General features: G+C 54.9%; 27 protein-coding genes. 13 read left to right on the top strand and 14 right to left on the bottom strand.

Going from position 1 to position 26,608, the window contains the following annotated elements:
• The first annotated feature begins 234 nt into the window (after nt 1-234).
• Nucleotides 235-1,233, top strand: a complete 999-nt coding sequence (locus CJD38_RS15730) for a YhdH/YhfP family quinone oxidoreductase (protein WP_107941328.1) — start codon at nt 235-237, stop codon at nt 1,231-1,233.
• Here CJD38_RS15730 and CJD38_RS15725 read toward each other — a convergent pair.
• Nucleotides 1,214-1,840, bottom strand: a complete 627-nt coding sequence (locus tag CJD38_RS15725) for a TetR/AcrR family transcriptional regulator (RefSeq protein WP_107941327.1) — start codon at nt 1,838-1,840, stop codon at nt 1,214-1,216. The genes CJD38_RS15730 and CJD38_RS15725 overlap by 20 nt on opposite strands.
• A gap of 85 nt (nt 1,841-1,925) precedes the next feature.
• Here CJD38_RS15725 and CJD38_RS15720 point away from each other — a divergent pair, with 85 nt between their 5' ends.
• Nucleotides 1,926-2,795, top strand: a complete 870-nt coding sequence (locus tag CJD38_RS15720) for an oxygenase MpaB family protein (protein ID WP_107941326.1) — start codon at nt 1,926-1,928, stop codon at nt 2,793-2,795.
• Entirely contained in the window at nt 2,792-4,816 is a 2,025-nt protein-coding gene (locus CJD38_RS15715; RefSeq protein ID WP_107941325.1) for a linalool dehydratase/isomerase domain-containing protein, read from the top strand. The genes CJD38_RS15720 and CJD38_RS15715 overlap by 4 nt, the downstream gene beginning before the upstream one ends.
• A gap of 118 nt (nt 4,817-4,934) precedes the next feature.
• Here the strand turns inward: CJD38_RS15715 and CJD38_RS15710 are convergent, their stop codons facing one another.
• The 4 genes from CJD38_RS15710 to CJD38_RS15695 all read right to left on the bottom strand — a co-directional run bounded on the left by CJD38_RS15710 (nt 4,935) and on the right by CJD38_RS15695 (nt 9,123).
• Complete coding sequence (locus tag CJD38_RS15710) at nt 4,935-5,594, bottom strand: class I SAM-dependent methyltransferase (RefSeq protein ID WP_107941324.1); 660 nt, start codon at nt 5,592-5,594, stop codon at nt 4,935-4,937.
• Nucleotides 5,595-5,604: 10 nt separating this feature from the next.
• Nucleotides 5,605-6,138, bottom strand: coding sequence for a DUF4396 domain-containing protein (locus CJD38_RS15705; RefSeq protein WP_107941323.1), 534 nt, complete (start codon nt 6,136-6,138; stop codon nt 5,605-5,607).
• Nucleotides 6,135-6,542, bottom strand: a complete 408-nt coding sequence (locus CJD38_RS15700; RefSeq protein WP_107941352.1) for a heavy metal-responsive transcriptional regulator — start codon at nt 6,540-6,542, stop codon at nt 6,135-6,137. The genes CJD38_RS15705 and CJD38_RS15700 overlap by 4 nt, the downstream gene beginning before the upstream one ends.
• Nucleotides 6,543-6,657: 115 nt before the next feature.
• Nucleotides 6,658-9,123, bottom strand: a complete 2,466-nt coding sequence (locus CJD38_RS15695) for a penicillin acylase family protein (RefSeq protein WP_107941322.1) — start codon at nt 9,121-9,123, stop codon at nt 6,658-6,660.
• Between the two features lie 352 nt (nt 9,124-9,475).
• Here CJD38_RS15695 and CJD38_RS15690 point away from each other — a divergent pair, with 352 nt between their 5' ends.
• A complete protein-coding gene (locus CJD38_RS15690) occupies nt 9,476-10,123 on the top strand; it encodes a TetR/AcrR family transcriptional regulator (RefSeq protein ID WP_107941321.1) in 648 nt (215 codons plus the stop codon).
• An 18-nt stretch (nt 10,124-10,141) separates the two neighbouring features.
• Nucleotides 10,142-12,622, top strand: a complete 2,481-nt coding sequence (locus tag CJD38_RS15685; RefSeq protein WP_107941320.1) for an acyl-CoA dehydrogenase — start codon at nt 10,142-10,144, stop codon at nt 12,620-12,622.
• 82 nt (nt 12,623-12,704) lie between these two features.
• Here the strand turns inward: CJD38_RS15685 and CJD38_RS18395 are convergent, their stop codons facing one another.
• Together CJD38_RS18395 and CJD38_RS15680 are read right to left on the bottom strand one after the other, a co-directional pair.
• Nucleotides 12,705-13,013, bottom strand: coding sequence for a hypothetical protein (locus CJD38_RS18395; RefSeq protein ID WP_146166005.1), 309 nt, complete (start codon nt 13,011-13,013; stop codon nt 12,705-12,707).
• 19 nt (nt 13,014-13,032) lie between these two features.
• Nucleotides 13,033-14,568, bottom strand: a complete 1,536-nt coding sequence (locus CJD38_RS15680) for a helicase HerA-like domain-containing protein (protein WP_107941319.1) — start codon at nt 14,566-14,568, stop codon at nt 13,033-13,035.
• Nucleotides 14,569-14,689: 121 nt separating this feature from the next.
• Here CJD38_RS15680 and CJD38_RS15675 point away from each other — a divergent pair, with 121 nt between their 5' ends.
• Nucleotides 14,690-15,517, top strand: a complete 828-nt coding sequence (locus tag CJD38_RS15675) for a sulfite exporter TauE/SafE family protein (RefSeq protein ID WP_107941318.1) — start codon at nt 14,690-14,692, stop codon at nt 15,515-15,517.
• 9 nt (nt 15,518-15,526) lie between these two features.
• Nucleotides 15,527-16,213, top strand: coding sequence for an MBL fold metallo-hydrolase (locus tag CJD38_RS15670; protein WP_107941317.1), 687 nt, complete (start codon nt 15,527-15,529; stop codon nt 16,211-16,213).
• A gap of 48 nt (nt 16,214-16,261) precedes the next feature.
• On the opposite strand, the gene CJD38_RS15665 is transcribed toward CJD38_RS15670, so the two are convergent.
• The 7 genes from CJD38_RS15665 to CJD38_RS15635 all read right to left on the bottom strand — a co-directional run bounded on the left by CJD38_RS15665 (nt 16,262) and on the right by CJD38_RS15635 (nt 21,593).
• The gene (locus CJD38_RS15665) at nt 16,262-16,606 is read right to left on the bottom strand and encodes a hypothetical protein (protein ID WP_107941316.1); all 345 of its coding nucleotides are present in this window, start codon (nt 16,604-16,606) and stop codon (nt 16,262-16,264) included.
• Between the two features lie 31 nt (nt 16,607-16,637).
• On the bottom strand, nt 16,638-17,651 hold the full coding sequence (locus CJD38_RS15660; RefSeq protein ID WP_107941315.1) for a ParM/StbA family protein: 1,014 nt from the start codon (nt 17,649-17,651) through the stop codon (nt 16,638-16,640).
• Nucleotides 17,652-17,755: 104 nt separating this feature from the next.
• On the bottom strand, nt 17,756-18,145 hold the full coding sequence (locus CJD38_RS15655; protein WP_107941314.1) for a GFA family protein: 390 nt from the start codon (nt 18,143-18,145) through the stop codon (nt 17,756-17,758).
• Nucleotides 18,146-18,186: 41 nt separating this feature from the next.
• Nucleotides 18,187-18,957 (bottom strand): metal ABC transporter permease, encoded by a 771-nt coding sequence (locus tag CJD38_RS15650; protein WP_107941313.1) that lies wholly within the window; start codon nt 18,955-18,957, stop codon nt 18,187-18,189.
• A gap of 2 nt (nt 18,958-18,959) precedes the next feature.
• Complete coding sequence (locus CJD38_RS15645) at nt 18,960-19,874, bottom strand: metal ABC transporter substrate-binding protein (protein ID WP_107941312.1); 915 nt, start codon at nt 19,872-19,874, stop codon at nt 18,960-18,962.
• 9 nt (nt 19,875-19,883) lie between these two features.
• Complete coding sequence (locus tag CJD38_RS15640) at nt 19,884-21,245, bottom strand: hypothetical protein (RefSeq protein WP_107941311.1); 1,362 nt, start codon at nt 21,243-21,245, stop codon at nt 19,884-19,886.
• A 63-nt stretch (nt 21,246-21,308) separates the two neighbouring features.
• Complete coding sequence (locus CJD38_RS15635) at nt 21,309-21,593, bottom strand: hypothetical protein (RefSeq protein WP_107941310.1); 285 nt, start codon at nt 21,591-21,593, stop codon at nt 21,309-21,311.
• 82 nt (nt 21,594-21,675) lie between these two features.
• On the opposite strand from CJD38_RS15635, the gene dapF reads away from it, so the two are divergent.
• From dapF to hslU, 6 genes are all read left to right on the top strand, one after another.
• A complete protein-coding gene (dapF, locus tag CJD38_RS15630; RefSeq protein ID WP_107941309.1) occupies nt 21,676-22,515 on the top strand; it encodes a diaminopimelate epimerase in 840 nt (279 codons plus the stop codon).
• Nucleotides 22,503-23,210, top strand: a complete 708-nt coding sequence (locus CJD38_RS15625; RefSeq protein WP_107941308.1) for a DUF484 family protein — start codon at nt 22,503-22,505, stop codon at nt 23,208-23,210. The genes dapF and CJD38_RS15625 overlap by 13 nt, the downstream gene beginning before the upstream one ends.
• A 6-nt stretch (nt 23,211-23,216) precedes the next feature.
• Nucleotides 23,217-24,134 carry a tyrosine recombinase XerC gene (locus CJD38_RS15620; RefSeq protein WP_107941307.1) on the top strand — a complete coding sequence of 306 codons (918 nt, stop codon included), beginning with the start codon at nt 23,217-23,219 and terminating at the stop codon, nt 24,132-24,134.
• Between the two features lie 132 nt (nt 24,135-24,266).
• The gene (locus CJD38_RS18520) at nt 24,267-24,494 is read left to right on the top strand and encodes a hypothetical protein (protein WP_170107378.1); all 228 of its coding nucleotides are present in this window, start codon (nt 24,267-24,269) and stop codon (nt 24,492-24,494) included.
• Nucleotides 24,495-24,671: 177 nt separating this feature from the next.
• Entirely contained in the window at nt 24,672-25,214 is a 543-nt protein-coding gene (gene hslV, locus CJD38_RS15610) for an ATP-dependent protease subunit HslV (protein WP_107941306.1), read from the top strand.
• An 8-nt stretch (nt 25,215-25,222) separates the two neighbouring features.
• Nucleotides 25,223-26,581, top strand: coding sequence for an ATP-dependent protease ATPase subunit HslU (gene hslU / locus CJD38_RS15605; RefSeq protein ID WP_240783665.1), 1,359 nt, complete (start codon nt 25,223-25,225; stop codon nt 26,579-26,581).
• The last annotated feature ends 27 nt before the right edge of the window (nt 26,582-26,608 follow it).

The following is a 26,608-nucleotide window of genomic DNA, read 5'->3' as shown; positions in this document are numbered from 1 at the left end:
CCCCTCAAAAATTGCCAGGCTAGGCGCGACGGAGGAGGTTTAGTGAGTCTAAATGACGGAGGAGCAACGACGCATGGCAATTTTTGAGGCGGCAGCCCGAAGGGGCGGGAGCCGTTTGACGCATAGCGGTGTCATCGGTCGCTTGCATAGAGTTACTATGCGGCGCTCCCTCTTCCTTGCTCTGCGCCAAACGGCTCTCCGCCGCTGACGCCAAATAAAGACTAACAGGCCCTTATGTCCACCTTTAAAGCGATGCGAATCCACCAAGTTGAGAAAGCCACCCAAGCGCGTTTGGAGACGCTGACGCTGGACGATCTCAACCCCGGCAGCGTGGTGGTGCGCGTGGCGTGGTCCGGTATCAACTACAAGGATGCGCTGGCCGTTAGCGGCAAAGGCCGCATCATGAAGGGTTTTCCGAAGGTCGCTGGCATCGATATGGCCGGCATTGTCGAAAGCAGCGAAGACGCGCGCTACAAGGCGGGCGACAAGGTTCTGATCACCGGCTGCAATATCGGTGAGGTGTTTGATGGCGGTTTCAGCGAAGTCGCTCGTGTTGATGGCAATAGCATCATTCCGTTGCCAATGGGCTTGAGCATGAAAGAAGCCATGGCGATTGGCACTGCAGGTTTCACTGCCGCTCTCGCATTGCGCCGCATGCTGGAAAATCACCAATCAGCAAACATGGGCCCGATTGCAGTTACAGGTCCAACAGGCGGCGTCGGCTCCATTGCGATTGATCTGTTCAAGCGTGTGGGTTTCACCGTTCATGCCATCACCGGCAAGGCCGGTGCAGCGGATGATTATTTGAAAGCACTGGGTGCCGACGAAGTGATCTCGCGTCACTCCCTCGATATGGGCAAGAAGCCGCTGGAGTCTGCAACCTGGGGCGGCGCTGTCGATAACCTCGGCGGCGAAACGCTCACATGGCTCACGCGCACTACCAAGCCTTGGGGCAACATCGCCAGCATTGGCTTGGCACAGTCGCACGAACTCAACACCACGGTGATGCCATTTATTCTGCGCGGTGTGTCGCTGCTCGGCATTCACTCCGTCGAATGCCCACGTGCTTGGCGCGAAGATATTTGGCAGCATCTATCGACGATCTGGAAACCGCGCCATCTCGACAAACTGATCTCGCGCGAAGTGAGCTTGGAAGATTTGCCTGCGGTTTGCGATGAATTTATCGCAGGCAAAATTCAGGGTCGTACGCTGGTTAAACTTTCAGGCGCGTAATCGGCACAGACGCAGGCGCGCCGAGCACTTGCTCGGCGAGCTGCGCAAATACTTCAATGATCTTTTCGCGACTGATGTGCGGCGCGGGGTCACTCACGTGTCGCACAATCGTGAACAGCACGCTGTTGATCAGCACATAAATCTTGGTTGGCAACTCCGACACTGGCGCGTTGGTCGGGTGATGCATGATGTAAATGGCGAAGGCCGTGGTCATGCGGTTCTGCAGTTCATTCATGAAGCGCACAAAATCCAACTGCGCCCAGTACTTCACGATATGCAGGTAACGCTGGTCGTTAGCCTCTAAAAACTGCCAGACCTGATCCAGTAAATCATGGATGAAAACGCGAATGTCTTTATTGGGTAGCTGCTCGATCTGGGCATTCACAATCGCCAGAAGCCCGCTGTTCATCTGCTCCAGAACACCCTCAAAAAGGTCTTCCTTGCTATCAAAATATTGATAGAGCGAGCCGACACTGACGCCCGCTTTCTCTGCGATAAGGACTGTATTTGCACCAGAAATCCCGTGCTCTGCAATTGCCAAGGCGGTTGCGTCAATCAAGCTGGTGACCATCGCCTTGGATCGTTCCTGTCGCGGATTTCTGCGCATGCCCTGCTCCTGTCTCTAACGCGAATTGTACGCGAATAATCATTCGCATTACTGTGTGGGTCAGGATCACGCAGGGTAATGGGCTATGAGCCGACCAAGCAGAACATGGGCACGGGACGAGATTGCGCAGCTTGATGTTGCAAGCGATGCGCATCGCATCGCGCATCTGTCATTTGTGGTGCGTTACGGCGAGCCAATCTTTTTGCACGCGCTGTTCTCGGTCGCGTTTGTTTATAACGTCGGCTTGCCAGAGATGGCGAAGATTCTATATCGCGATGGACGCGGGCCCATCTTGCGCGACACACGCAAACGTAATTTCGATTCACTCACCTACTTCGGTGAGATGTATCGACACGGTGATGGTCCGGCGACGCGGCTGATCACGGATCGCCTCGTGAAGATTCACGGCAACTTTCCGATCAACAACGATATGTTTCTCTACACGCTTTCAACGCTGGCCTGTTTGCCGCGTCGCGTGTCGGAACGCTTCATGGGCGACAAAGGCCTCACCGATAAAGAGTGCGAAGCGCAGTACCGTTTCTGGTGCAGCTTGGGCGAGCTGATGCAGATTAAAAATATTCCACAAACTCAAGAAGCATTTATGGAATGGATGCTGGCGTTTGAAGCGCGCACGTTTAAACCGTCGATGGAATGCACGGCCATTGCCCAAGCGCTGGCTGATGAATGGGCGGATTACTGGATGCCCAAGCCGCTGAAGAAATTCGGCATCGGTATTTTTTACGCGCTGATTGATCCATTGATGCGTCAACGTCTGCAAATGCCAGAGCCCAGCGCGCTACAAACATGGACGGCGAATACAGCAGTCAAAGTTTATTTCTTGCTCAAGAGAGTTTTGCCCGATCCGCGTGAGCGACACATGTCCGATTTCTTCGGCCGCGCTTACGGCAAGAACGTCAATATCAATCAAGTCGGTTACAAAGGGAGCGCAACATGAGTGATGGTGCTGCCACGCCAGACTATGGCTATCGCACGCAAGGCGTGCCGGTGTTGCAAATTCCTTTGGATAAAACCGCTGCTGGCCCCGCAACGCTTTATCGCTGGCGCCGGACTGCTTTGATCTATGCGCTGGTCTTTGCATTCGGTGTTGCACTGGCGTGGACGGCCAGTGCGTATTGGGCAACATTCGGCTTGGGTCTGATGTTTCCAGGCGCAGGTTTTCTGTATCACGCAACAGGTTCGGCAACGCAGATCGCGCTGCATGTGGGTTTGTTTGTCGGATCGATTGTTCTTTTTCTTGTCGGACTTTTTCTATGGGTTGCGACCGGCAATATCATCGCGCCGGTGCTGACGTGGCTGGGCCCGGCTTACGGCGCTGCGTTGATGACGCGTTGGCACGTGTTGTCGGACGTTGCCTTCAGCGTCTATTGCCGCGATGGCGTGCTGGCCGTTGCCAATCAGTGGCACGACGCACGCTTCTACGTGCCTGCGGCTATCGTGATTGGGGCGGTTTTGCTGTCGCTGCAAAGCCGCCGCAAAGTAGCGTTCATGCAGAGCGAGCGCACACGCATCAATCAATACCTGAGTACACGCACGACGACAGTCACTTCGCTGGATCAAAGTTCAGGCCTGCCGAAAGTCACCGCCGTGTCAGAAACCGATTTGCAGTTATGGCGCTTCATGCTCGACCGCGCGCTGCAACCTGTCGACGAGTTCAACGGTTTTGATCGCATCGACGAATTTCGCGAAGCCGCCAAGCGTTATCAGATCTGCAATATGTCTTACATGCTGGGCATGCACACATATACGCATACGCCAGCGTTCCGCGGGTACTCCGCGCAGGCGCAAACCAATCTCAGCCTCAAGATGATGGATCACCGCTGCTGGAGTTACTGGCAGATGGAGAATATGTGGGGCAACTTCCGCAGCAACCCCGATCCCTTCGCGCGCGACAACATCATGTATTACGGTTGGTACGGCGGCATGCTCGGTATCAATCTCTGCAATACAGGTGACGAGCAATTCAATAAACCGGGCTCCATCAGTCTGAAGCATCCGAGTGGTGCGGTTTACGAATCCAGCTTCAGCGATATCTGCAACATTCTTCGCAAGAATATGGCGGCTTCAGATTTCTGCCTGTTTCCTTGCGAGCCGCGTTGGATTTATCCGATCTGCAATAACTTCGGAGCGCTATCGCTGAAGTGTCACGACCGTGTTTACGGCACCAGCTATTGGGAAGAAATTCGCGAGCGCTATCAGGAAAGTCTTGAGCGCGAGTTCGTCACCATCAATGGGCGCATCACGGCGATTCGTGATTACCACACCGGCATGACGATTCCCGCGCTCACCGCGACGATGGCTGATGCGGTCACTGCTTTGTTTATCCATCCTGTGTTGCCTGAGCTGGCTTGCCGCAGTTGGGAAATTGTTCGCAACGATTTGATCAAGGTTGGCCAAGGCAAGATTGAGTTGCTGACCAATGGTTGGGACAAGATCGACTTCGGTAACTATCGGCGCAGCATGCTAACTACGTATGGACTCGTCGCTGCATCCGCACGTGAGATGGGCGACGACGAAGTGGCTGACCTGCTTCTACAACGCATGGATTCGGAATATCCAAGCGAAGTCATCGGCGGCGTGCGTCATTACAAAGGCGGATCAACCAGTGCGCACGCAGTGATTCATGCGGCGCGTACGCTGCGCGCCAATGCCTTCCATGACTTGGTGGATGTCGGTATGCCTAAGCCTTGGAAAGAAGGGCCGATGCTGGAGAGTGCCGAATACCCGCATGTGCTGGTTGCGAAGGCTGTCAGCGATGGCCGTGCGCTAGATTTGCAGTTATCGCCCGGCAGAGGCGGCGGCAAGCATCGCCTTGAGTTGTCGCAATTGCGGCCTAACCAAACGTATCAGGCCAGAGGTGCAGTAGAAGCGAATATCATTGCTGATGCACGCGGACATGCGTCGATTCATGTGCAGTTGGATCGCACGCTTAATGTTCTGATTTCACCACGGAGCTAATAGTGGCCTGCTGCGTTATTGGCTCAATGTTGATGGTCGCCGCGATGGCGGTCACACGTTGGGTCAAGGCCAAGATTCTGAAGCAGCCCGAAGCGAGCCCAGAATCTTGGCGTTTGTCTTAAGCCGATTTGCGCGCGCGATAGAGCGACATGGTGCCGAACACGGTGGAGTAACGTTCTGTTTCGCACACATCGACAAAGCCTGCTTCAAGCATCAGCGTCGGCAGTAAGCCACGGACGTTATCTGCAGTTGTGACGAACCCATCCAGCAATTGAATGCCGAAGAACGCAACGCGCATCAAAGAATTGTGCGCCTGCCCCCAGTCGGCGACGTGCAGCTCACCGTTGGGTTTGAGCACGCGATGCAATTCTGCGAACGCGGCACGCTTGGTTTCGCGCGTGAGGTGATGGAAGAACAGACTGCTCATCGCGCGATCAAAGTGTGAATCAGCGTAAGGCAGCGCGTTGGCGAGGCCTTGCTGCAGTTGTATCGTCAAACCTTCGCGCTGTGCTTTGTCGGCGGCGATCTTCAAGATATTGCTGTCACCGTCAACGCCATGAACTTCTGCAGCAGGCTGTGCGCGTTTGGCGAGCAGCGTCAGTGTTGCCGTGCCGCAAGCCAGATCAAGCACACGTTCGCCTGCTTGTAGATTGGCTTGCGCGATCAGCGCAGGTTTGAAAGTCGACTCTCGTGTGGTGAGTTGCACCACCGGGTCATACAGCGAAGTCAGCCAGTGATAGCCCAGTGCAGGAATGTAGCGTTCGTTTTGTGTCGTCATTGCGCGTGCTCTAGTGACAGTTCTTCATATTGCGAGACAACATCCATTTGTTCACAGGCAGTGCGGCGAAGTAGCCCGCCACCAATGCCGCGCCAAAAGCTTCCCAGTATTGCGCTACAAAGATGTGAGCCGCGCGCATGCCGCCCATGTGGTAATCGATCAGGTTCATCATCAGTTCCATGACACTGATCGAGATCACTTCACCTAGCCATATCGTTTTAAACGCGGTTGAAAAATCAACGCCGCGTCGCATCATCGGATAAATCGTGAGCGCGAAGCCGCTGATGAATGACAGCACAACAGCGAGTGTGATGGTGACATGAACCGGAAGGCCCAAGCTGACGCCGATCGCCAAGCCAATAAATTCGCCAATGGCACAACCCGTTAAGCAGTGAACCGTAACTCTCGCTGCCGCACTCCAACTGCTGCCCTGACTATGTCCTTGGTGCGGGCGATGATTGAGACTCGCCTGTGGCACCTGCACTTCTTGAGGCTCTGAATGGCAGCAAGGCGCTGCTGAATCTTTATGTGTTTCGGTATTCATGATCCAACGTTCTCATTCAATGCATTCAAGATGGGGCAATCATCAGCACTGCCATGACCGGGGCAATGTTTAACCAGTTGTTGCAGGCCGGCACGCATGCGTGTGAGTTCTGCAATTTTCTCGTCGAGCAATTTCAATTTTTCTTGTGCAGCATGTTTAACTTTGCGCACGTCGGCGCGTGGCGCTGACAGCGCCAACAGCTCGCCAATTTCCGGCAAAGAAAATCCAAGTGCTTTTGCGCGTCGGATAAAACGCAGACGTTTCACCGTCTCTGGTGGATATTCGCGATAGCCGGATTCGCGACGTGCAGGCTCGGGCAACAGACCTGAGCGTTCGTAATAACGCACAGTGTCGATTGCGACGGCGGCTTGCTCAGCGAGCTTGCCAATGGTGATTCCGGGCATGGTGAATTCCTCTAGACCATGCATATCCTAAACCCTAGAGTAAGGTCCAGAGTCAAGAATGCCGCGCCAGAACTCAATTCTGGCGCGGCATCGTGTGACGAACAGCGGTGAGATCTTATTCGCTGATAGTGATCTGGCTGATCTTGTCTGCCTTCACATCCGCAGCTTTGAACGGGAATTTGTGCCAGCGCTTGGCTGAGTATTCCTTGGTGAAATCGTTGAAGTGCGGATTGGCTGGATCGGTCGATTGCGAGTAGGTGATGAAACCTTCCGCGATCACGCCTTTCTTATCCCAGGTCACAGCTTGGATGTAGCTGTTGCCGTAGACGATGTCATACCCGGTCTTGGTGATGTTCTTCACGGCTGGAGAAACAACTGTGAACGCACCTTCGGCACCCGTGCCGCCAAAGATTGGAATATCCGCACCGTTGACGCCCGAGTGTTGAACTTCGCCGAATGGTGCATCGAGTGCAAAGCCAGCGGCCTTCACCGCAGTTACCGCATCAGCCAATGCGAGTTCGACTGTCGGCAACAACACATTCAATCCGTTTGGTGTGTTGACCGGATCTGATGCCGAGAACGGCTGCGTCCAGATTGCAGAAGCCAAAGGATTCACCGGTAAGCCACCAGGAGCAGAAATCACGCGCGTCCAGAACTCGCGCCAGAGATGTGCGCCGCGTGAATCCAGATTGGCGCGGCCATCCCAAGCCGTCAGCACAGCGCATGCTTCAGCGATGTTGACCGGACCCGCGCTGCCCAGTGCAAATCCAATGGGGCACAGCGTGTTGAGTACCGTGCTGCGTGCCAGCTCTACAGAATGAAGCTGACTCGACAGTGTGATTTCTTTCAGCTGATCGAAAGTAAATTTCTTGCCTGCGCGACCATCGGTGCCTGCGATGCGACGTTCTGCTTGCAGCAAGCACAGACGCGTACGCAGCGAACGTGCAGTGCGCTCAGGCCCGATGATCGTGCTGTAGCCTTCGATTTTCGCTTTGGCGTTAACTAGCCAGTAGCTGTCATTGCAGTTGGTGACGTAATCATCGCGCTCGATGCTCGGCAGATTCCTCGCACCGAAGATGCCCGGTGCAGGTGCGTCAGCATCCGTGCCCCATTCGCAGGTGCTGCGTGAGCCGTCCAGCAGCGGCACGCCAGGCACGAGTTGATTGAACACGGCCGACAACGGGATGGCATCGCAGGTCGCGCGCTGTGCGTTGGTCACATGTGGGACGACGGTGATGTCGGCGTAATAAACTTTTTCACCGGGGCCACCTGCAACAGTGTTGACCCATGGCACGCCGAGAATATCTTTCTGCAGTTGCTTGAACTCAGTCAGCGATTTCGCTTGATCCCACTTGGCGAATTGATTGATCAGGCGATCGTTCTCTGCATTCGCATCACGCATCGTAAAGCCGACTGCATTAGTCCAAGGCAGCGCGTTGACGCTCTGGCCAGCCAAGTTCAGTTTGAGCCCAACCATCGGGCCGTAATGCGTGCGATAGAGCGTGCGCTCAAGCGGTTTGACGCTGCCATCGGTCTGCTTCACTTCGACGGTGAGCGGCACCGGTGTCATGTCGCGGAACGCGCCGTCGTACATGTACTGCGTCGGATTCAACGGATTGATGATCAGCTGATACAGCGAAAAACGATACGCAGTCGAAACCGTGTGGCTCCACGCGAGCTTGTCGTTAAAGCCGATCAGCACTGCAGGCACGCCGTACAAACTGGCGCCCATGATGTCGAGTTGGCCAGGGATCGTGGCGTGCGCGATGTAGAGACGCTCTGTGCCGCTCCAAGGGAAGTGCGGATTGCCGAAGATCATCGGCACGCCGGTGGCAGAACCGTCTTTGCCAATGCCGTACATATTGCTGCCGAAAGGACGATCTGATTTGAAGAACGCCAAGGCATCAGGCGTTTGACCAAAGGCTTCTAGCAAATCTGGTGTGCTGAGCACGGGGCCGGCAGGATTCGTCAGAGATGGTGGTTGTGCAGAACCAATGCCAGCTGAGAATACCGTCGAGCTGGCGATTACAGAAAGGCGGAAATAGCGGCGATACATATCCGCGTCGGTAATCTCGCGCATATACGGTTCGCTGCGGCAGGCCGCATGACGACCCGGATGTTTGCCTGCGTTAATTTCACGGATGTAGCGATTGAAGCCCGCTGCAAATCCACTGGTTGCCTCACGCAGTTCCGGAAGAGCCTTGACGCGCAGGTTTTCGACGACGGCGTCTGTCGCCATCAATTTCCAGAAGAAATCGCTGGAGAGATTGTCAGTGGTCGTGCTCGCCGCGCGGATGCTGTAGCTGCCATCCGGGCCGATGTATTTGGAGCGCTCACCGCGAATGGTGAGGAAGTCGTCATACATCACGCAGAGATTGTCTTCCGCAAACGCGTAGCCATAGCCGTAACCCATGCCTCCGAAGTTGGCGGCCTTGATATGCGGAATACCGAGCGTGGTACGCGTGATCTCGGCTTTGTACTTGGCATCACCGACGCTGCCAGTGTTTTGTGAGTCAGAGCTTCTGCTGCAAGCGGCGAGCAGAGCGAACAGCAACAGGGCGCTGTGGCGGTAAAGACGCATGAGTTTTCCCTTGGTTAATTTTTATGATGTAAGGCTGGTTCAACTATAGCCGGGAGCTTGCGAGGCTTGATCTGACTCTTCATTTTTACTACTCGCGCAATGTTATAAAAAATTAAATATATCTAAATTAATAGTTATAAAAGAACTAATCCTGAACTTCAACCGCTTTGACTAGGCAGAAAATTTGCGCCTATGTGCGTTGTCGCGCCAAGCCAAATCTGCCGTTAGTCAGACTATAAATTCTTTAAAAACAGTGTCTTCGCGATCGTCCAATACGCTGCCGTATTGATCCATACGGAAACGTATTGTTAGAGTCGGGCCCAGTACGCAAGCGTATGGAGCCGCGACACCCATGAATCAAACCGCTACCCAAACAGAAGCCCGCCAAAGCCTTACTGCCGAGGCTTGGGCCAATGCCGCACTGGAGGCGATCGCCGCCGGTGGGCTCGACGCCGTTGCTGTTGAGCCGCTGGCGCGCAAGCTCAAAGTCACCAAAGGCAGCTTCTATTGGCACTTCAATAATCGCGGCGAATTAATTCGCGCGGCGTTGGCGCTGTGGGAGAAAAGCGAGACGGTCGACATCCTCGCGCGCATCGAGCCAACGCAAGATCCTTACGAGCGCATCGTTACTGTTTTTAAACAGGCCAATGCGAGTTATCGCGCAGGCCGTCTCTATCTTGCAATCGCTTCGGGTGAAGATCATCCGGTGATCAGCGAATACGTTCGTCGCGTGTCTGAAAGTCGCATGACTTACTTGCGCGACTGCTATCGCGATCTGGGTTTCAGCGAAGCTCGCGCACGTCACTGGGCGCGATTTGCTTACGCCACGTTCATGGGCAACTTGCAGATTCGTCGTGATACGCCTGATGCCATGCCGCAGGGCGACGAGTTCAATGAATATCTTCGATTAATGATCACGACACTTATTCCGAGAGAAGTTGTCGATGACAGTGTTCCCCCATCGCGCGTCGTGCAAATGCGTCGCAAAGTAAAACCGTAGTTCGTTCCGGAGGTTTTCATGTCTACCGTAACTGTTGTTGCTATTGCTGTTGTAGCGTTTTGGCTGATGGCTTTTATCGGCACGCCGCTGATTATTTGGACGGCCGCATTCGGCGCTCTGCTGATTGCACTGCAATTGACGGGCTCGATTGGTGCTACGGCTTTCGCCGTTAGCGGTGCGATCTATGTCGTGATTGCAGCGATCCTCAATATCAAACCACTGCGCCGCGCTGTGCTGACAGGTCCGATATTCGGCGTGTTCAAGAAAGTGCTGCCAGAAATGTCAGACACCGAACGCGAAGCGCTCGAAGCGGGCGATGTCTGGTGGGAAGCCGAAATGTTTCGTGGCCGCCCCAACTGGAGCAAGTTGCTCGATTTCAAATACACCGCACTGACGAAAGAAGAGCAGTCCTTCCTCGATAACGAGTGCGAAGAACTTTGCAAGATGTGCGATGACTGGAAGATCGAGTTTGAGCACAAAGATCTGCCGCCAGAAGTGTGGACGTACATTCGCAAGAAAAAATTCTTGTCGATGCTGATCAAGAAGGAATACGGCGGCTTAGGTTTTTCCGCAAACGCACAATCTGCAGTCGTGACCAAACTCGCAACAAAATCCATCACCATGGCAGTGACGGTGATGGTGCCGAACTCACTCGGCCCTGGCGAGCTGTTGATGCATTACGGCACTGACGCGCAGAAGAAAAAATGGTTGCCGGGTTTGGTGGATGGCAGCGAGATTCCTTGCTTTGGTCTGACAGGACCTGAAGTCGGTTCTGATGCAACCGCAATGCCGGATAGCGGGGTGGTTTGCATGGGCGAGCATGAAGGCAAGCAAGTGCTCGGCCTCAAGCTCACTTTCTCCAAGCGCTACATCACGCTCGCACCAATCGCGACGGTTGTGGGTCTGGCCTTCAAGTTGACCGATCCAGATGGCTTGCTCGGCGATAAGGAAAAGAGCGACTACGGCATTACCTGTGCGCTGGTTCCGGCCAAGCACAAAGGCATGGAGATCGGCCGTCGTCACTATCCCGGCGCCGCATTCATGAACGGCACCATTCAAGGCCGCGATATTTTCATTCCAGTAGATTGGATCATCGGTGGCCCTGAGATGGCAGGCAAAGGCTGGCGCATGTTGGTGGAGTGCTTGTCTGCAGGCCGTGGTATTTCATTGCCAGCACTCGCGACTGCCGCAGGTCAAACTGCGTATCGCATGACGGGTGTTTACGCACGCATGCGCCGCCAGTTCAAAGTGTCCATCGGCAAGTTCGAAGGTGTGCAAGAAGCCACTGGCCGCATTGCGGGCTATGCCTACACGCTGGAAGCGATGCGAATTCTGACGGCATCAGCAGTCGATCACTGCGCGCCATCAGTCGTGACCGCGATTGCGAAATACCACATGACTGAGTTGATGCGTAAAGTCGTGAATGACGGCATGGACGTCATGGCAGGGCGTGGTATTCAACAAGGCCCGCGTAATTTCATGGCAACGGCTTACAGGACCACGCCAGTCGCCATCACCGTTGAAGGCGCAAATATTCTCACGCGTAATTTAATGATCTTTGGTCAGGGCGCTATTCGTTGTCACGAGTATGTTTTTCCAGAAATGGAAGCTGCGCGCAAAGATGATCTGGTTGCATTCGATAAGTTGCTCTTCGGTCACCTTGGCTTCTCCATCAATCGCGCCGTTCGCGCATTGACGCTGGGCCTGACCGGCGCACGCATTGCACGTAGCCCCGTGAGTGGAAAGATGTCGCCGTACTTCCGCGATCTTGAGCGAATGTCTGCGGCGCTGGCTTTTGTTGCCGATCTCACGATGGGTGTTCTCGGCGGCAAGCTCAAATTCAAAGAACGTTTATCTGCACGCTTGGGCGATGTGCTCTCACAGCTCTACATCGCTTCTGCTGTTCTTAAGTTCTATGAAGAGGGCAATAAGTCAGAAGCCGAACTGGCACACGCCACTTGGGCGCTGGACACCGCGTTGTTTGAAGCCGGCAAAGCGTTTGAAGAGTTCATCGAAAACTTCCCTGTCGCATGGGCACGTGTCGTCATGCGTGCGGTAGTGTTCCCAATCGGCAATCACTTCCGTCCAGTGAGCGATGAGCTGAGTGCGAAGATTGCAGATCTTCTGCTGGAGCAAACCGACGTGCGTGATCGCGTGTCCTGGCTCGTGTTCAAGAACGGCGGCAAAGAAGACGCCATCGGTCGCATGGAACACGCTTGGGATGTGGCGCAAGTCACCGAACCTGCCTACCTTAAGTTCTACAAGCTGGCCAATCACGGCGAAATCAACGGCGAGCACATTGCTGACAAGCTGGCGGATGCTGTTAAGAAGAAACTGATGACGGCAGAAGAAGCCAAGCAAGCGGCGACTTATGACGAAGTTCGCTTCGACGTCATCATGACGGATGACTTCACTAAGGAATATCTTGCTGGCAATTACGCGGATCAAGGTGAAGCCGATCGACCAGAAATGGAAGATCGCCGAGCACGTGTTGCTTAAGCCTTAGTCGATGTAAACAAAAATGGGCCGCGAGAGCGGCCCATTTTCATGGGAATGTCTCTTTCCTTGCAGAGAAATTCTGCTACTGAAGTTCGTAGAGGTAAGCTCCAGATAAATGTCGGCGATAGCGATAAACCTTAACTCGTGCGCCCGGTTTATCGTTACAACGAGATTCAAAAAGCACGCCGCCCTCCATGGCGATACGACAAGTGAAGCGGGTGCCGGTAAGTCTAGTTACGTCCACCCTAACTGTTTCGACAGTTCCATTCAGAACATCGTATTGATCAGTCGGCCTATTAAGAATAATGAATAAAAGGAAAACTAAAAAAGTTATTCCTGCAATGAGCAGGCCTTGCTGCACAGACGGATTTTTACTGATTTTGGAGTTCATACCTTCTGTCTAGGGGATGCTATTTCAAGCTTTTCATCAGTGACTGCATCAATCCACGCGTAATCGCACTCGTTGCCGTGCGCGCCGCTTGGCGTGCCGCCTGCTTCACAACAGGCGAGCCAATGAAGCTATCCCAAGCACTCGGTTCTTCTTTGGCAGCAGGTGCAGCTTTTGTCTTCCTGGCAGGCGCTGCTTCTTCACTAGTTTCTGCTTGTTCGCCGGTGGCGCGTGCCATCAGTTTCTCGCGTGCGGATTCGCGATCAATCGCGACGGCGTATTTCTTTACTTGTGGCGTGCTGCAACGTTGGCCGAGTTCAGCTTCAGTCAGCGGTCCCATGCGTGTTGCTGGCGGCACAATGCGCGTCGCAAACGGTGGCGTTGGAACGCCCTTGGCGGTGAGAACGGTGACGAGTGCTTCGCCGATGCCGAGCGTGGTGAGAGTTTCCTGAACGTCGTAGAACTCGGTTTTTGGGAAAGTGCGCGAAGCTGATTTGAGTGCAGCTTCGTCATCTGGCGTGAATGCGCGGAGTGCGTGCTGTACTTTATGGCCGAGCTGACCCAAAACAGTTTGCGGAACGTCGCGCGGATTCTGGGTGACGAAGAAAATGCCAACGCCTTTGGAGCGAATCAGGCGTACGACTTTCTCAACTTCGTCTAGCAAGGCATCGCTGGCATCTTTGAACAGCAGATGCGCTTCGTCAAAGAAGAATACGAGTTTGGGTTTTTCGATGTCGCCGACTTCTGGCAAATGGTTGTAGAGCGTTGCCAGCATCCACAACATGAAAGTGCTGAACAGTACGGGCTTGTCTTGAACGTCTGAGAGTTCCAGCACGCTGACGAGACCGCGGCCATCGCGTTCGTACTGAATCAAATCGTTGAGATCGAATTCTGGTTCGCCGAAGAACTGTGCGGCGCCTGCCATTTCCAGCGTCACCATCTGACGCAGGAGCACCGACACGCTTTGCTTCGAGATAGAACCGTAATCTTTGAGTTCAGCCGCACCGTCTTCTGACAGGTATTGCAGCACCGCGCGCAGGTCGGAGAAATCCAACAACAGCAGACCTTTGTCGTCGCAGTATTTAAACACCAGCGTTAGTACGCTGGTCTGCGTGTCATTGAGGCCGAGAATTTTAGAGAGCAGCAACGGGCCGAATGACGACACCGTCGCACGCAACTGTGCGCCGCGCTTGCCGGAGAGCGAGAGAAACTCCACCGGTGATGCAGAGCCGCGCCAGTTGTAGCCCGTTTCTTTAGCGCGCTGCGTGGTGCGGTCGCTGACGTCGCCCGCAGCTGCAATGCCGGAGACATCGCCTTTTACGTCAGCCAGAAATACGGGCACGCCTGCGTTAGAGAGTTGCTCGGCAATTAGTTGCAGCGTTTTTGTTTTGCCGGTGCCGGTGGCTCCAGCAATCAAACCATGTCGATTCATCATCGATAATGGAATGCCGACGGTAGGTTCGGGATTGCACTCGTTCTTATGAACGACAGCGCCGAGCGTGATGCTGTTGCTGGCGGGGAAAGCGGCTTGCGCGGCGGCGATGACTTTTGCGTCCATGGGAAACCTGCCTGTCGAGATAAATGAATTCTATGCTGAGACCAATGAAGCAAGCATGACTTGCGGCATGAGACTTTGAAAGTCGGATAATGGCTCTATTGCTATGTGGACGGAGTAAGGGATGAGTCTGCTACTGGGCATTGCGGTCGGACTGGTGCTGGGCCTCACCGGCGCGGGCGGCTCGATTTTAGCGGTGCCTTTATTAATGGCAGCGCTTGCGTGGCCTATGACGCAGGCCGTGCCAGTTGCGCTACTCGCAGTTGCCGCCGCTTCGGCGTTGGGCAGTTATTTGGCTTGGCGTAAAAGTTATGTTCGATATCGCGCCGCCATCTTGATGGCTGTAGCCGGTGTGCTCGCTGCGCAATTGGGTCTGCACGCGGCAACGGTATTGCCGCAATCGAAACTGTCTCTAATTTTCGCGGTCGTATTAGCGCTGGTTGCCTTGCGCATGTTGATTCAGGCTTGGCGTTCACCAGAAGATTCAGCCGTGGTGCGTGCAGCAGTTGAAGGTGATGGTGAACATGCGCATGGGCCGATTTGTCGGCTGCATCCTTCGACAGGGCGCATTGTCTGGACACGTGTTAGCGCATTAGTCATTGCGATGATTGGTGCGGTGTCAGGATTTTTATCAGGACTGCTTGGCGTTGGTGGCGGCTTTGTGATTGTGCCGTCGCTGCGTGTGGCAACTGAGCTGTCGATGCATTCTGCGGTTGCCACTTCGCTGATGGCGATAGCACTGACCAGCTTCGGAACCGTCGGTGGTGCCTTGTTGCAGGGTCGAGAGTTGCCATTGATGGTGGCACTGCCTTTTGTCTTCGGCGCATTGCTTGGCATGTCGGGTGGACACGCGCTGGCCCCACGCATCGCTGGGCCGCGTTTGCAGCAAGGTTTTGCAGTATTGATGCTCGCGATTGCAGTTGGCATGGGCGTGCATGCCATGAGTGTTTAGGAGATTGCGATGATTTTTCGGCAGCTGTTTGATCAGACTTCGAGTACCTACACCTACCTGCTCGCTTCGCGCACAGGTGGAGAGGCGCTGTTGATTGATCCAGTGAAAGAGAACACCGATCAATATCTGAAACTGGTTGAAGAGCTGGGTCTGCGTCTGGTCATCGCATTGGATACGCACACTCACGCCGATCATGTGACCGCACTCGGTTCACTGCGCGACGCGACCGCCTGCGCCACATTAATGGGCGAGCAGAGTCGTGCGGAGTGTGTGACGGCACGCTTTCACGACGGTGAGCGCCTGCGCGTTGATGGCTTGGTGCTGCAGGCTTTGTACACACCGGGCCACACCGATGAGTCCTATAGTCTCGCGATGGATGATCGCGTGTTTACCGGTGATGTGCTTTTGATTCGCGGCACCGGCCGTACCGATTTTCAAAACGGCAGCGCGCAGGATTCCTGGAGCTCCATCGTCAACACGTTATTCAGACTACCCGACGAAACGCTGGTCTATCCCGCCCACGATTATCGCGGCTGGACCGCTTCAAGCATCGGCGAAGAAAAACGTTGGAATCCACGCTTGCATGGAAAAACTGCGGCGGAATATGTCGAGATTATGAATAACTTAGATCTGCCAGATCCGAAGATGATGGATGTGGCAGTGCCGGCGAATCTGCATTGTGGCAATTCTGTGTAGCAGGCGTAATGATGTTTCGACCTGAGCGCCTTTTTAGGTACAGATAGTTTATTGCGATGGCGCAATTCCATAGCCCGTTTCCTTAAGGCGAATTGATTCAACCCAGCCAGTGGCCTCGGAGTTATTTTTTGGGTTGATAAACATTACTGATGTAAACCCGCCATGTTCTACATAGGCATTCAACGTGTTGCCCGGCACAACAAATATTCCAGCTTCTTTGCATCCTTTGCTTGGTGCGGAATAAAATTGCGCGCGCCCTTTTCCCACAGCAATACGACCAGACTCAGCGCCCAGAATAAGAGTGCCTGATTGCCGGGCTTGTTTATCTAAGGTGCCGCAGTTTGTGTTGCCGTATGCGTATGGCGCTACAGCCAAAAATAAAGCGGCGGCCATACAGGTATTCCGCATAGGAATCCAACGCGATTTAAGCAGCCGGCCAAAGATGCTGCCCATACTTCCAATAGCCACTCACGTTATTGAGCCGCGCATCCACATCAGCCGGCATCGGCAACACTTCACCTTCAAGTAATGGCGCCAAAAGCGGAGCTAGTGCAGCGCCGCCGCCGCCGGTGATCACAATCGCGTCGATATCCCAGTCATCGGCCCAAAGGCGATTTACTTCGGTGGAGATGCGCACTGCGAGCTGTTGGAATGCCTGTTGCACATAGCCGGTGAGGTCGTAGCGCTTGCCTTTGATTTTGATATTGCCGCGAGTCACGGCTTCATACAGGCGATACAACTCAATCGTCACGCCGCTTTTTTCTTGCAGCAGATGGGCAATGGCGGTGTAAGCGGCGGAGATGCCGGAGTCGCTGCTGAGGCTGCCGCGTTCGGAGAATTTGGTTTTTTCGCTGATGGTGTAGTCGGCGGTGCGGAAGCCGATGTCGATGATGCCGATCTTCTCAGTGAGAAAACGCTGGCTCGATGGTTTGCCGAAATCATTGAGCATCAGATTAAACATGCTGCCGAAAGGCTGCGGAATGACGCGCACGCGATCAATCAGCAGGTTTTTATCTTTGCGCTCGCCATTGGGCATGATCAAGGTGATCTGGTGACGGGCTTGCAGCAGCGTCGTCAGACTGTCTTTGTAGCGGCGGAAAAAATTGATTGGCAGCCCGGTGACGAGACGCACTGGGTCGCCGTCATCGGCGTAAGGTGCCAATGCAGTTAGTGCGAGCGTTTTGGCGTACTGAATCAGGAACTGGTTCTGATCGAGCGTGAAACCGCGGCCGCGGCTCTGGGTTTCGGCGAGTTCGCCAACAAAGTAGCCCTGACCGCCGTATTCAATGTGTCGGGGATGTTGCGAGGCGCCGGGCAGCAGTACATCGGTGAACTGCACCTCAGTGGCTTCGCCCACGACAGATTTAAAAACCTGAAACTGGCGACCATCCGTGGCTTTGGTGTAACCAAAACCGATATCTGCACCGAGAACTTTCACAGCCTACCCCCTTCTAATTTTGTCGAGTTTCTAACACGGCTTACGTAGGCGGTCAAAGCGCGCCCTTGTCAGTTTGTTATCAGAACTTTATCGGCGATCAACGCTTACTGACTTAGATGGGCCAGCGTGTGGCCCGCCTGCTCCCAATTCTGCCCGTCGAAATCTTCGTAAGTGACGTGTTCGATAGTGCCCGCATCAATGCAACGCAGGCTGACCGAAAAGCCATCTGGATTCGAGCGTGGCACATAAAACGATTTGATGCCGCAGATTTTGCAGAACAGATGCTTGGCGACGCCGGTGTTGAAGGTGTAAGTGCTGATTTGATTGCGGCCGCTGAGCAACTTGAAATCAGCCGCCGCGACAATCAGATGTTCAAAGCCGGTGCGTGAGCACATCGAGCAGTTGCAGCGCTGCACAGTAACGCGCGCAGGTGCGCGCACTTCAAACTTCACAGCGCCACAATGACAGCCGCCTGAGTGCGTAATCTTTTCCATTGCTCTGCTCTACTCTGCTTTGGACAGGAGTGTGCCCTAGCTTAGCGAAGGAAGCGCCTGACTGTCGCAGTGAGTAACACTAAAGATGCGAGTGTGACGACGATGAAGGGACCTGCCGGGAAATCGAAAGGCACCGACAGCCACAGGCCCAGTGCGTAACCACCCCCACCAACGGCGTAGCCCACGGCCAGACCTTTGCGATTGCTCAGGCCATGCGTGGCAAGTGCAGGCAAGATCAGCGTTGCGAATACCAAATACACGCCGACCAACTGCACTGATGCGGTAACAACAGCTGCAAATAAAAAGTAGAACGCCGCTGGGCGTGATTGTGCCCACAGAAACCAAACGGCCAATACGACGGCGTATAGCAGGGCCACGGGCCACAGCTGCGCCATATTGGTCCAGAGAATTTGTCCGGCGAGCAGCTCCTGCATGTGTTCAGCGCCATGCGGGTTGCCGGTGAGAACCAGAATTGCAACGCAGGCCGACAGCACATACAAGCTGCCGATCAGCGCTTCTTGTAGCTTGCGAAAATGACGCTCGGTCCATGTGAGTAATGCAGCGGCCAACAGCGCCGCAATGCCAGCGGCAACTTGCGAACGCCAGTCGCCGCCTTCGTCAGGTGCGAGGCCCGCGGCACCGGCGATGATCACGCCGAGCGCCGCGACCTGCGCGATAGTGAGGTCAATAAAGATGATGCCTCGCTCAAGAACTTTGCGTCCCAACAGGACGTGCGTCGAGACCACCAGCAAACCAGCTAGCAGCGGTGGGCCGAGTAAGGACCAGTCGAAATGAAAGTCGGCGAGGCTCATGATTATTTCTTTCCTTGAAGTGCAGCGAGTAGGCGATCCAATGTCACGTCAAACAAGCCAAATAAATCATCGGTGCCTGCAACGCCACCAACGCTGAAGGGCAATTCAACCGCTGGAATATTGGCGTGCTCCGAGAGCCAATCTGCCGGGCGTCGATCCTGATACGCCGCAAACACCACCATCTTTGCTGGCTTGGCTTTGAGCGTGGCTAACACGTCTTCAAGATGTGCAGCGCTGGGAGGAATGCCGGGTTTGGGTTCCAGTGTTGCGACTTCCTGCATGCCGAGCCAGCGATACATATACGACCAACCTTTGTGCGAACTGACGACGGCAGTACCGTTCAGCGGCTTGCCCTTGATCGCCCACTTCTGCATCGCTGCAGTCCATTTGGTATTGAACTGCTGATAGCGCGACTTGTAGTCGGCAGCGTGTGCAGCGTCGACTTCGGCAAACTTATCTGCCAAACCTTTTGCGACAGCAGCAATGCTGTCGGGCGCGGTTTGCACATGTGGATTGCCGTAAGCGTGGACATCGCCATCGCTCCGATCCAAGCGGCTTGGAACTTCCATCATGCTGATGAAGCGACTGGCCTCAAAGTAACCCGGTGTGCCCGGATTTACCTTGGGGTTGTTGCCCTTTTCTGCCAACGGCGGCAACCAGCCCACTTCCAACTCTGCACCGGTGCAGACAACGAGATCAGCCTGTCGATACTTGGCAATCAAGCTTGGGCGCGGTTGGATTTTGTGCACGTCTTGCAGCGCAGTAGTCGCTGCATAAACGTCGACATTTGCACCGCCCAGTTCCTTGCTCAGCGCGGCCCACTCAGGCTCGCAGGCAAAAACTTTCAGTGCCGCTTGCGCAGGCAGCGTAAAGCTGGATGCCATCAAGGCAATACTCAATGCGAATATTTTTTTCATGGCCGCTCCTTAAAACTGATGCGCTGGGTGTGAGCCCAGGCTGAAGATGTATTGCAGGAAGACTTGGTTATCCACGTCTTGATTCGGACGCGATTGATCGCGGCTGAACTGCAAGCGGAAACGACTGAACTCGCTGTTGGAGAAATCCACCATCGCGCTATAGCGCTGCGGGTGGCCACTGTTGTCGGCCATAGTTTCGAGTGACGTACCTGCGACAGGATTGTCCAGCGTGTTGTCTGCGCTCAACCAGTCGTAACGCACGCCTGCGCGCCAACGTGGCATGAACTGATAAACACCTTGCACGTAGAAGCCGCGCTGATTGCCGTTGTAGTTGCTGCTGTTAGCGCTGCCATCCGGGTCATAAACCAATGAGCCGTTTTCCTTGCGATAGAAGAACTCTGCTTGCGCAACGAAGTTGGTGACGGATGGATTGCCTTGCGGCGCCCATTTGTAAACCGTATCGAGAATCGTGAGATTGCTGCGGCCGGTGAAGTTGGTGGTGATGTCTGCGCTGTCTGCACGATTTTCAGCATTGCCGCGCAGATGCGACAAACCAACGCGCCATGAACCGCCTTCGCCTGCGTCGCCGCCCAAGTGCGCGAATGCAGTCCACGCTTTGATGTTGCTGCGATTGTCGCCGCCGGAGGGGAAGGCATCTCCGCGTGTCAGCTCAGAGCCGAGTTCAAGCAGCAGATCGGTTGGCGCAATCCAACGCACTTGTACGCCGTCATCGCCGAGTTGATTGCCGAGCATGGTGCGATACACCAACGGTGCATCAACAAAATCCCAGGCGTGGGCGTGTTGATGATTCTGGTAGCCGATGTCGGAGAAGAAGCGGCCCATCTTCACTGCAAAGCCGGCAGGCAATGCCAGCGTGTTGATGTAAGCCTCTTCAACGCCAATGCCGCCTTCCGGAGCAACCGACAACGCGGCCCAACCATGGAATTTGTCATCGACATTGGCTTCAATCGCCAACTCGGTTTCGCCCAGCGACAAACCGGCTTCGGTGAATCCGGTTTCATCGCCCAGCAAATAACCCGGCACCACCGCAGGCGTGTTGTTGCTGAAGTGCGCGTAAGTGCCGTTCATGATCAGGCTGATCTTGGGATTAAACGCGTTGCCGCTTTGCGCGCTGGCTGCAGCTGGCGGCGTTGCATCGGCCACGGGTGCAGGTGGCGGAGCGGCTTCTGCGGCTTGCAGTCGCTGTTCCAGACTTTGCAGGCGTTGCTCGTAGCTCTGTTTGAGCTGCTGCATTTCCTGACGGATTTGTTCTAAATCTTTGCTGCTAGGTGGTGTTGAGTTATCTGCTGCGTAAGCGGGTGCGCTCAGCATGGCGGCCACGCCCAGTGCTACTAAAGTGGGTTTAAACATAAATCCTCGTCAATCAAAAACCATGAAGCAGCCGCGCAAAAGCGGCCGCCAGTCGTGATGTGATTAGCTAAGGATTTGAGGCGGACCGCGGATAGGAGGAGCGGCGGCTGCGACGCGCACAATCGGCGTCGACGGAAGTGCAACGGGTTTTTCGTGCTGTACCGGCAGCACCAGACTCGGCAGCGTCAGCTGTACGGCGCCAGAGTCCAGGCCCTGTGCGTGTAAGCAGATTTGGCAGGCTTGATCCTGCGCCAGCGCTGGATGCTCCAAGGCATGCGCCACGACCAGCCACTGGCCGAGGGCCAGAGCGAGGATCAATAGCGATGTTTTGAGGCTCTTTAAGCGCATTGCGGGCGATTGTACCGGGGTTTGTGAGAGGAGGGCGGTGAAAATCGATGCCTAGGGGGTTCGGGTCTATTAGAATGCGGGAATGAAGCTTTCGTTCACTAAAATGCACGGTGCCGGTAACGATTTTGTCGTGATCGACGCCACCCGCACGCCGTTCCTGCCGACACCGGAGCTGCTCGCGCGACTGACGGATCGCCATTTCGGCGTCGGCTGTGACCAGGTTTTGGTGATTGAGCCGGCGTCCACTCCGGATGTCGACTTCGATTACCGCATCTATAACTCCGACGGTTCCGAGTCTGGCCAGTGCGGCAACGGCTCGCGCTGCTTTGCGCGCTTTGTTCATGACAATGGCCTTAGCGGCAAGGACAGCATCCGCGTTCGCACCATCAGCAGCGTGTTGGAATTGCGCCGCGTTGAAGGCGGACTGGTGCGTGTGAATATGGGCGTGCCGCGTTTGGAGCCGCTTGAAATTCCATTTAACGCGAGTCCGCGCTCGACGCTTTATGAGCTGTGTTTGGATAATGGCACGGAAGTCGAATTTGGCACCGTCAACATGGGCAACCCGCACGCGGTGATTGAAGTTGCCGATGTGGACAGCGCGGCCGTTTCTGAAATTGGGCAAGCGGTTCAGCGCAATCGGGCATTTCCTGAAAGCGTGAACGTCGGTTTCCTACAGATTCACGATGCCGGACAGGTATCGTTGCGTGTATATGAACGCGGTGCTGGCGAAACGCTGGCCTGCGGCAGCGGCGCATGCGCCGCGGTAGTGGCCGGTCGCTTGTGGGGCAAGCTGGCCGAGAGCGTCGACGTGCGAGTGCGCGGCGGAGCGCTGAAGATTGAGTGGCAAGGGGAGGGGCAGCCTGTGTGGATGACCGGGCCAGCCGAAACAGTATTTTCGGGGGAAATTGAGTGGCCGAATTAAAAAATAAGAAGAGCGAGAAAATCGAAGCGCCGCTTTTGGTTGATGGGCAGGTCGTGTCTTTTCTGAAAGCTCACCCAGATTTTCTCTCACGCTTTCCAGACTTGCTGGAAACGATTGAGATCAAGCATTCCAGCGGTTCTGCGGTGTCTTTGATTGAACGTCAGGTTGATATCTTGCGCGCCAAGAATCAGCGCCTTGAAGATCGACTTGAGCGTTTGCTGGATGCAGCGCGTGACAACGAAAAGCGTTCGGACCATGTGCACAAGCTGGCGCGGACTTTGATTCGTGCGCCATCGCTCGCTGCGGTGATCGCTGGCTTGCGCCAGTGCATGCGCGAAGATTTTGGCGTCGACGAAGTGTTCGTTGGTTTGAGCCCAACTGCGTTTAAGCGTCACGACATCGATGGCATTACCGTCATCGAAACCGAAGGCAAAATTGCCAAGGCCTACGAGAATTTTTTCCGCACGCGCCTCACCGAGTGCGGGCCGATCAGCGAAGCGCGCGCCAAGCTGCTATTCGCAAAAGCTGAAAACATGCCGCAGTCGGCAGCGATTGTTCCGCTCGAAAAAGAAAAGAATCTCGGCATGCTGGCCTTGGGCAGCAAAGATCCAGAACGCTTTCAGCCACGACAGGGCAAGTTGTTTCTTGATCTGACCGCCGAGCTGATTTCTGCTGCGGTGCGCGCGCGTATCTAGGCCGACGTGACGAGCGAGCAAGAAAGTTTTCTCGCGCCGCTCATCACTGAGTACTGCGACTATCTAAAGCAGGAAAAGCATTACTCGCCGAACACCATCGAAAGCGCGCAGCGCGATTTGAAGTTATTCCGAGAGTACTGCGCCAAGGCGCGAATCAACGGCTTTAACAACATCGACGCGCACACTGTGCGTGGCTTTATCGCAGCGCTACATCGCGAAGAGCATCAGCCGGTGTCGCTGCATCGCTATCTGTCGATGTTGCGCGGTTTCTTCAAATACCAAATTCGCCGCGAGCGCATGAGCGCTAATCCGGCGGTGGGCGTGCGTGCGCCCAAGTTCCGCCGCAAATTGCCTGGCGTGATTACGGCTGACGAACTCAATGGCGCGTTGAATCAACCTGTGCAGGGCGATGACGATATTCGCGATAGCGCAATCGTCGAACTGTTTTATTCCTGCGGCCTGCGTTTGGCGGAACTGCATGGTCTCAATGCGAGTGCGCTGAGTGCTGGGCAGACCGAGATCACAGTCCTTGGTAAAGGCCAAAAAGAACGCGTGGTGCTGGTTGGAAAGCCTGCACGCAAAGCGATAGACGCTTGGCTGGAATTGCGCGCCAAACGCGCAGCAGTGGGCGAATCAGCACTTTTTGTCGGGAGAAACGGGGCACGTTTTGCGCGGGCCAGCATCGGCGTGGCGCTTAAACGCTGGGCGGCCCGACGCGGTTTGGGGGTGAATTTGCATCCGCACCGTCTGCGCCACTCATTCGCCACGCACTTGCTGGAAAGTAGCGGTGACCTACGCAGCGTGCAGGAATTGCTGGGTCACGCCAACCTCAGCACCACCCAGATTTACACCCATTTGGACTGGAAACACCTCGCCAAGGTTTACGACCAAGCTCACCCAAGGGCAAAGCGCAAAAGTGACTAAACGTATGACAAATTGTCACACCGCTTGTGCAGGGCACAAAAATCAGCATAATGCCCTCGTTTATCGGCTCTTTATTATTATAAATGTGCCGATAAGACAATTTTGGATCCTTTATCCCATGGGAGTTTTGTAATGAATCGTAACCTCGTGATCGCTCTCGGCCTCGCTGCCGCTGTTGCCCTCGCCGCCTGCGGCAAGAAAGAAGAAGCTGCTCCAGCTGCTGAAGCCGCTGCTCCAGTTGCTGAAGCTCCAGCTGCTCAGCCAGCTGCTGACGCTGCTGCTGCTCCAGCTCCAGAAGCTGCTGCTCCAGCTGCTGCTGAAGCTCCAGCTGCTGCGCCAGCTGCTGAACCAGCAAAGTAAGGTTTTTCACACCACCTTCGGGCGGTGTGAAAGATGCGCTGAAGACTTAAGCTCCAGCGCCTTTGTAAAGTTCACAAGAAGGCACGACGAAAGTCGTGCCTTTTTGCTATCTGCGATCTGACTTGAAACCTTAGCCACCATCCCCAAGTTCTCTGCATTCTCCGAACGGATGCAGCAATGAAACAATTCGACGGCACCACCATTCTGTGCGTGCGACGCGGCAATCAGGTTTGTCTTGGCGGCGACGGCCAAGTCTCGATGGGCAACACGCGCGTCAAAGGCAATGCACGCAAAGTGCGCCGCCTCTACAACGGCACGGTCATGGCCGGGTTCGCTGGCGGCACTGCTGACGCGTTCACACTATTCGAACGCTTTGAAGGCAAGCTTGAAAAACACGGCGGCCAACTCACGCGCGCTGCTGTTGAAATGGCTAAGGATTGGCGCAGCGACCGCGCACTGCGTCGTCTCGAAGCGCTCCTTCTCGTTGCAGACAAAGAAGCCACGCTGATGATCTCCGGCAACGGCGATGTCATGGAGCCAGAAGAGCACGGCGTGATCGCAATTGGTTCCGGCGGTTCATTCGCCACCGCCGCCGCACGCGCGCTAGTAGAGAACACCGAAATGTCTGCGAAAGACATCGTCGAAAAATCTCTGCATGTCGCCGCCGATATCTGCATCTACACCAATCACAACCTCACGATCGAAACGATCGGCGCTTGAGAGATCCCATGACCGAACCTGTAGAAACGGCGGCGTCGATGATGACGCCGCGTGAAATTGTTCAAGAGTTAGACAAACACATCGTTGGCCAGCAAGCCGCCAAGCGTGCGGTTGCGATTGCCTTGCGTAATCGCTGGCGCCGCCAGCAGGTGAAGGGCGCGCTGCGTTCTGAAATTCATCCGAAGAATATTTTGATGATCGGGCCGACCGGCGTCGGCAAAACTGAAATCGCACGTCGTTTGGCGAAACTCGCCAACGCCCCATTCGTAAAAGTTGAAGCGACCAAATTCACCGAAGTGGGGTATGTCGGCAAAGATGTCGACAGCATCATTCGTGATCTCGTCGACGCAGCGATCAAGCAAGCGCGTGAGCAAGCCATGCGCCGTCAACGTAGCAAAGCAGAAGTTGCGGCCGAAGATCGCATCCTCGATGTGTTGCTGCCGCCGCCTAAAGATTTTGGTGAAGCTTCAACGCAGCGTGCGACTGAAAACAGCGCCGCGCGCCAAGTGTTTCGTAAGCGTCTGCGCGAAGGTCAGCTCGACGACACCGAAATCGAAATCAAGCTGACTGCCGCTGCGCCTAGCGTTTCGCTGATGGCGCCTCCGGGCATGGAGGAAATGGCCAGTCAGTTGCAGTCCATGTTCAGCAATATGGGCAATGGCCAGACGCGCACCAAGAAAATGAAAGTACGTGATGCGCTGAAGCAGGCGATTGATGAAGAAGCCGCGAAGATGATCGATGAAGAAGCGATCAAGACCGATGCGCTGCATAACGTCGAAGAAAACGGCATTGTCTTCCTCGATGAAATCGACAAGGTCTGCAAGCGTAGCGAATACGTCGGCGCCGATGTTTCACGCGAAGGCGTACAGCGCGATTTGTTGCCCTTGATTGAAGGCTGCACCGTGACCACCAAGCACGGCGCGATCAAGACCGATCACATTCTATTTATCGCCAGCGGCGCATTCCACATGTGCAAGCCTTCTGATCTGATTCCAGAGCTGCAAGGTCGATTGCCAATTCGCGTGGAACTTGAAGCCCTGAAGGCGGAAGACTTTGTGCGCATTCTCAGCGAGCCTGATTTCTCGTTGCAGGAACAGTACAAGGCCTTGATGAATACAGAAGGCGTTACGGTGCACTACACCGACGATGGCCTGCGCCGCGTTGCCGAGATTGCATGGCAGGTGAACGAACAAACCGAAAATATCGGCGCACGTCGTTTGCACACGGTAATGGAGCGTTTGATGGAAGAGATTGCCTACGATGCGCCAGACAAATCGGGCACGACACTCACCATTGATGCGAGCTACGTCAACGGTAAGCTCGAAAAGCTTGCTGCGGATGAAGATCTCAGCCGTTATATTCTATAAATCAAATTTATTATTTAATTGGGGCAG

Origin of the sequence: Stenotrophobium rhamnosiphilum (assembly GCF_003052265.1) — a bacterium.
Taxonomy (GTDB): Bacteria; Pseudomonadota; Gammaproteobacteria; order Nevskiales; family Nevskiaceae; genus Stenotrophobium; species Stenotrophobium rhamnosiphilum.
This window is presented reverse-complemented; position numbering and strand designations above follow the sequence as displayed.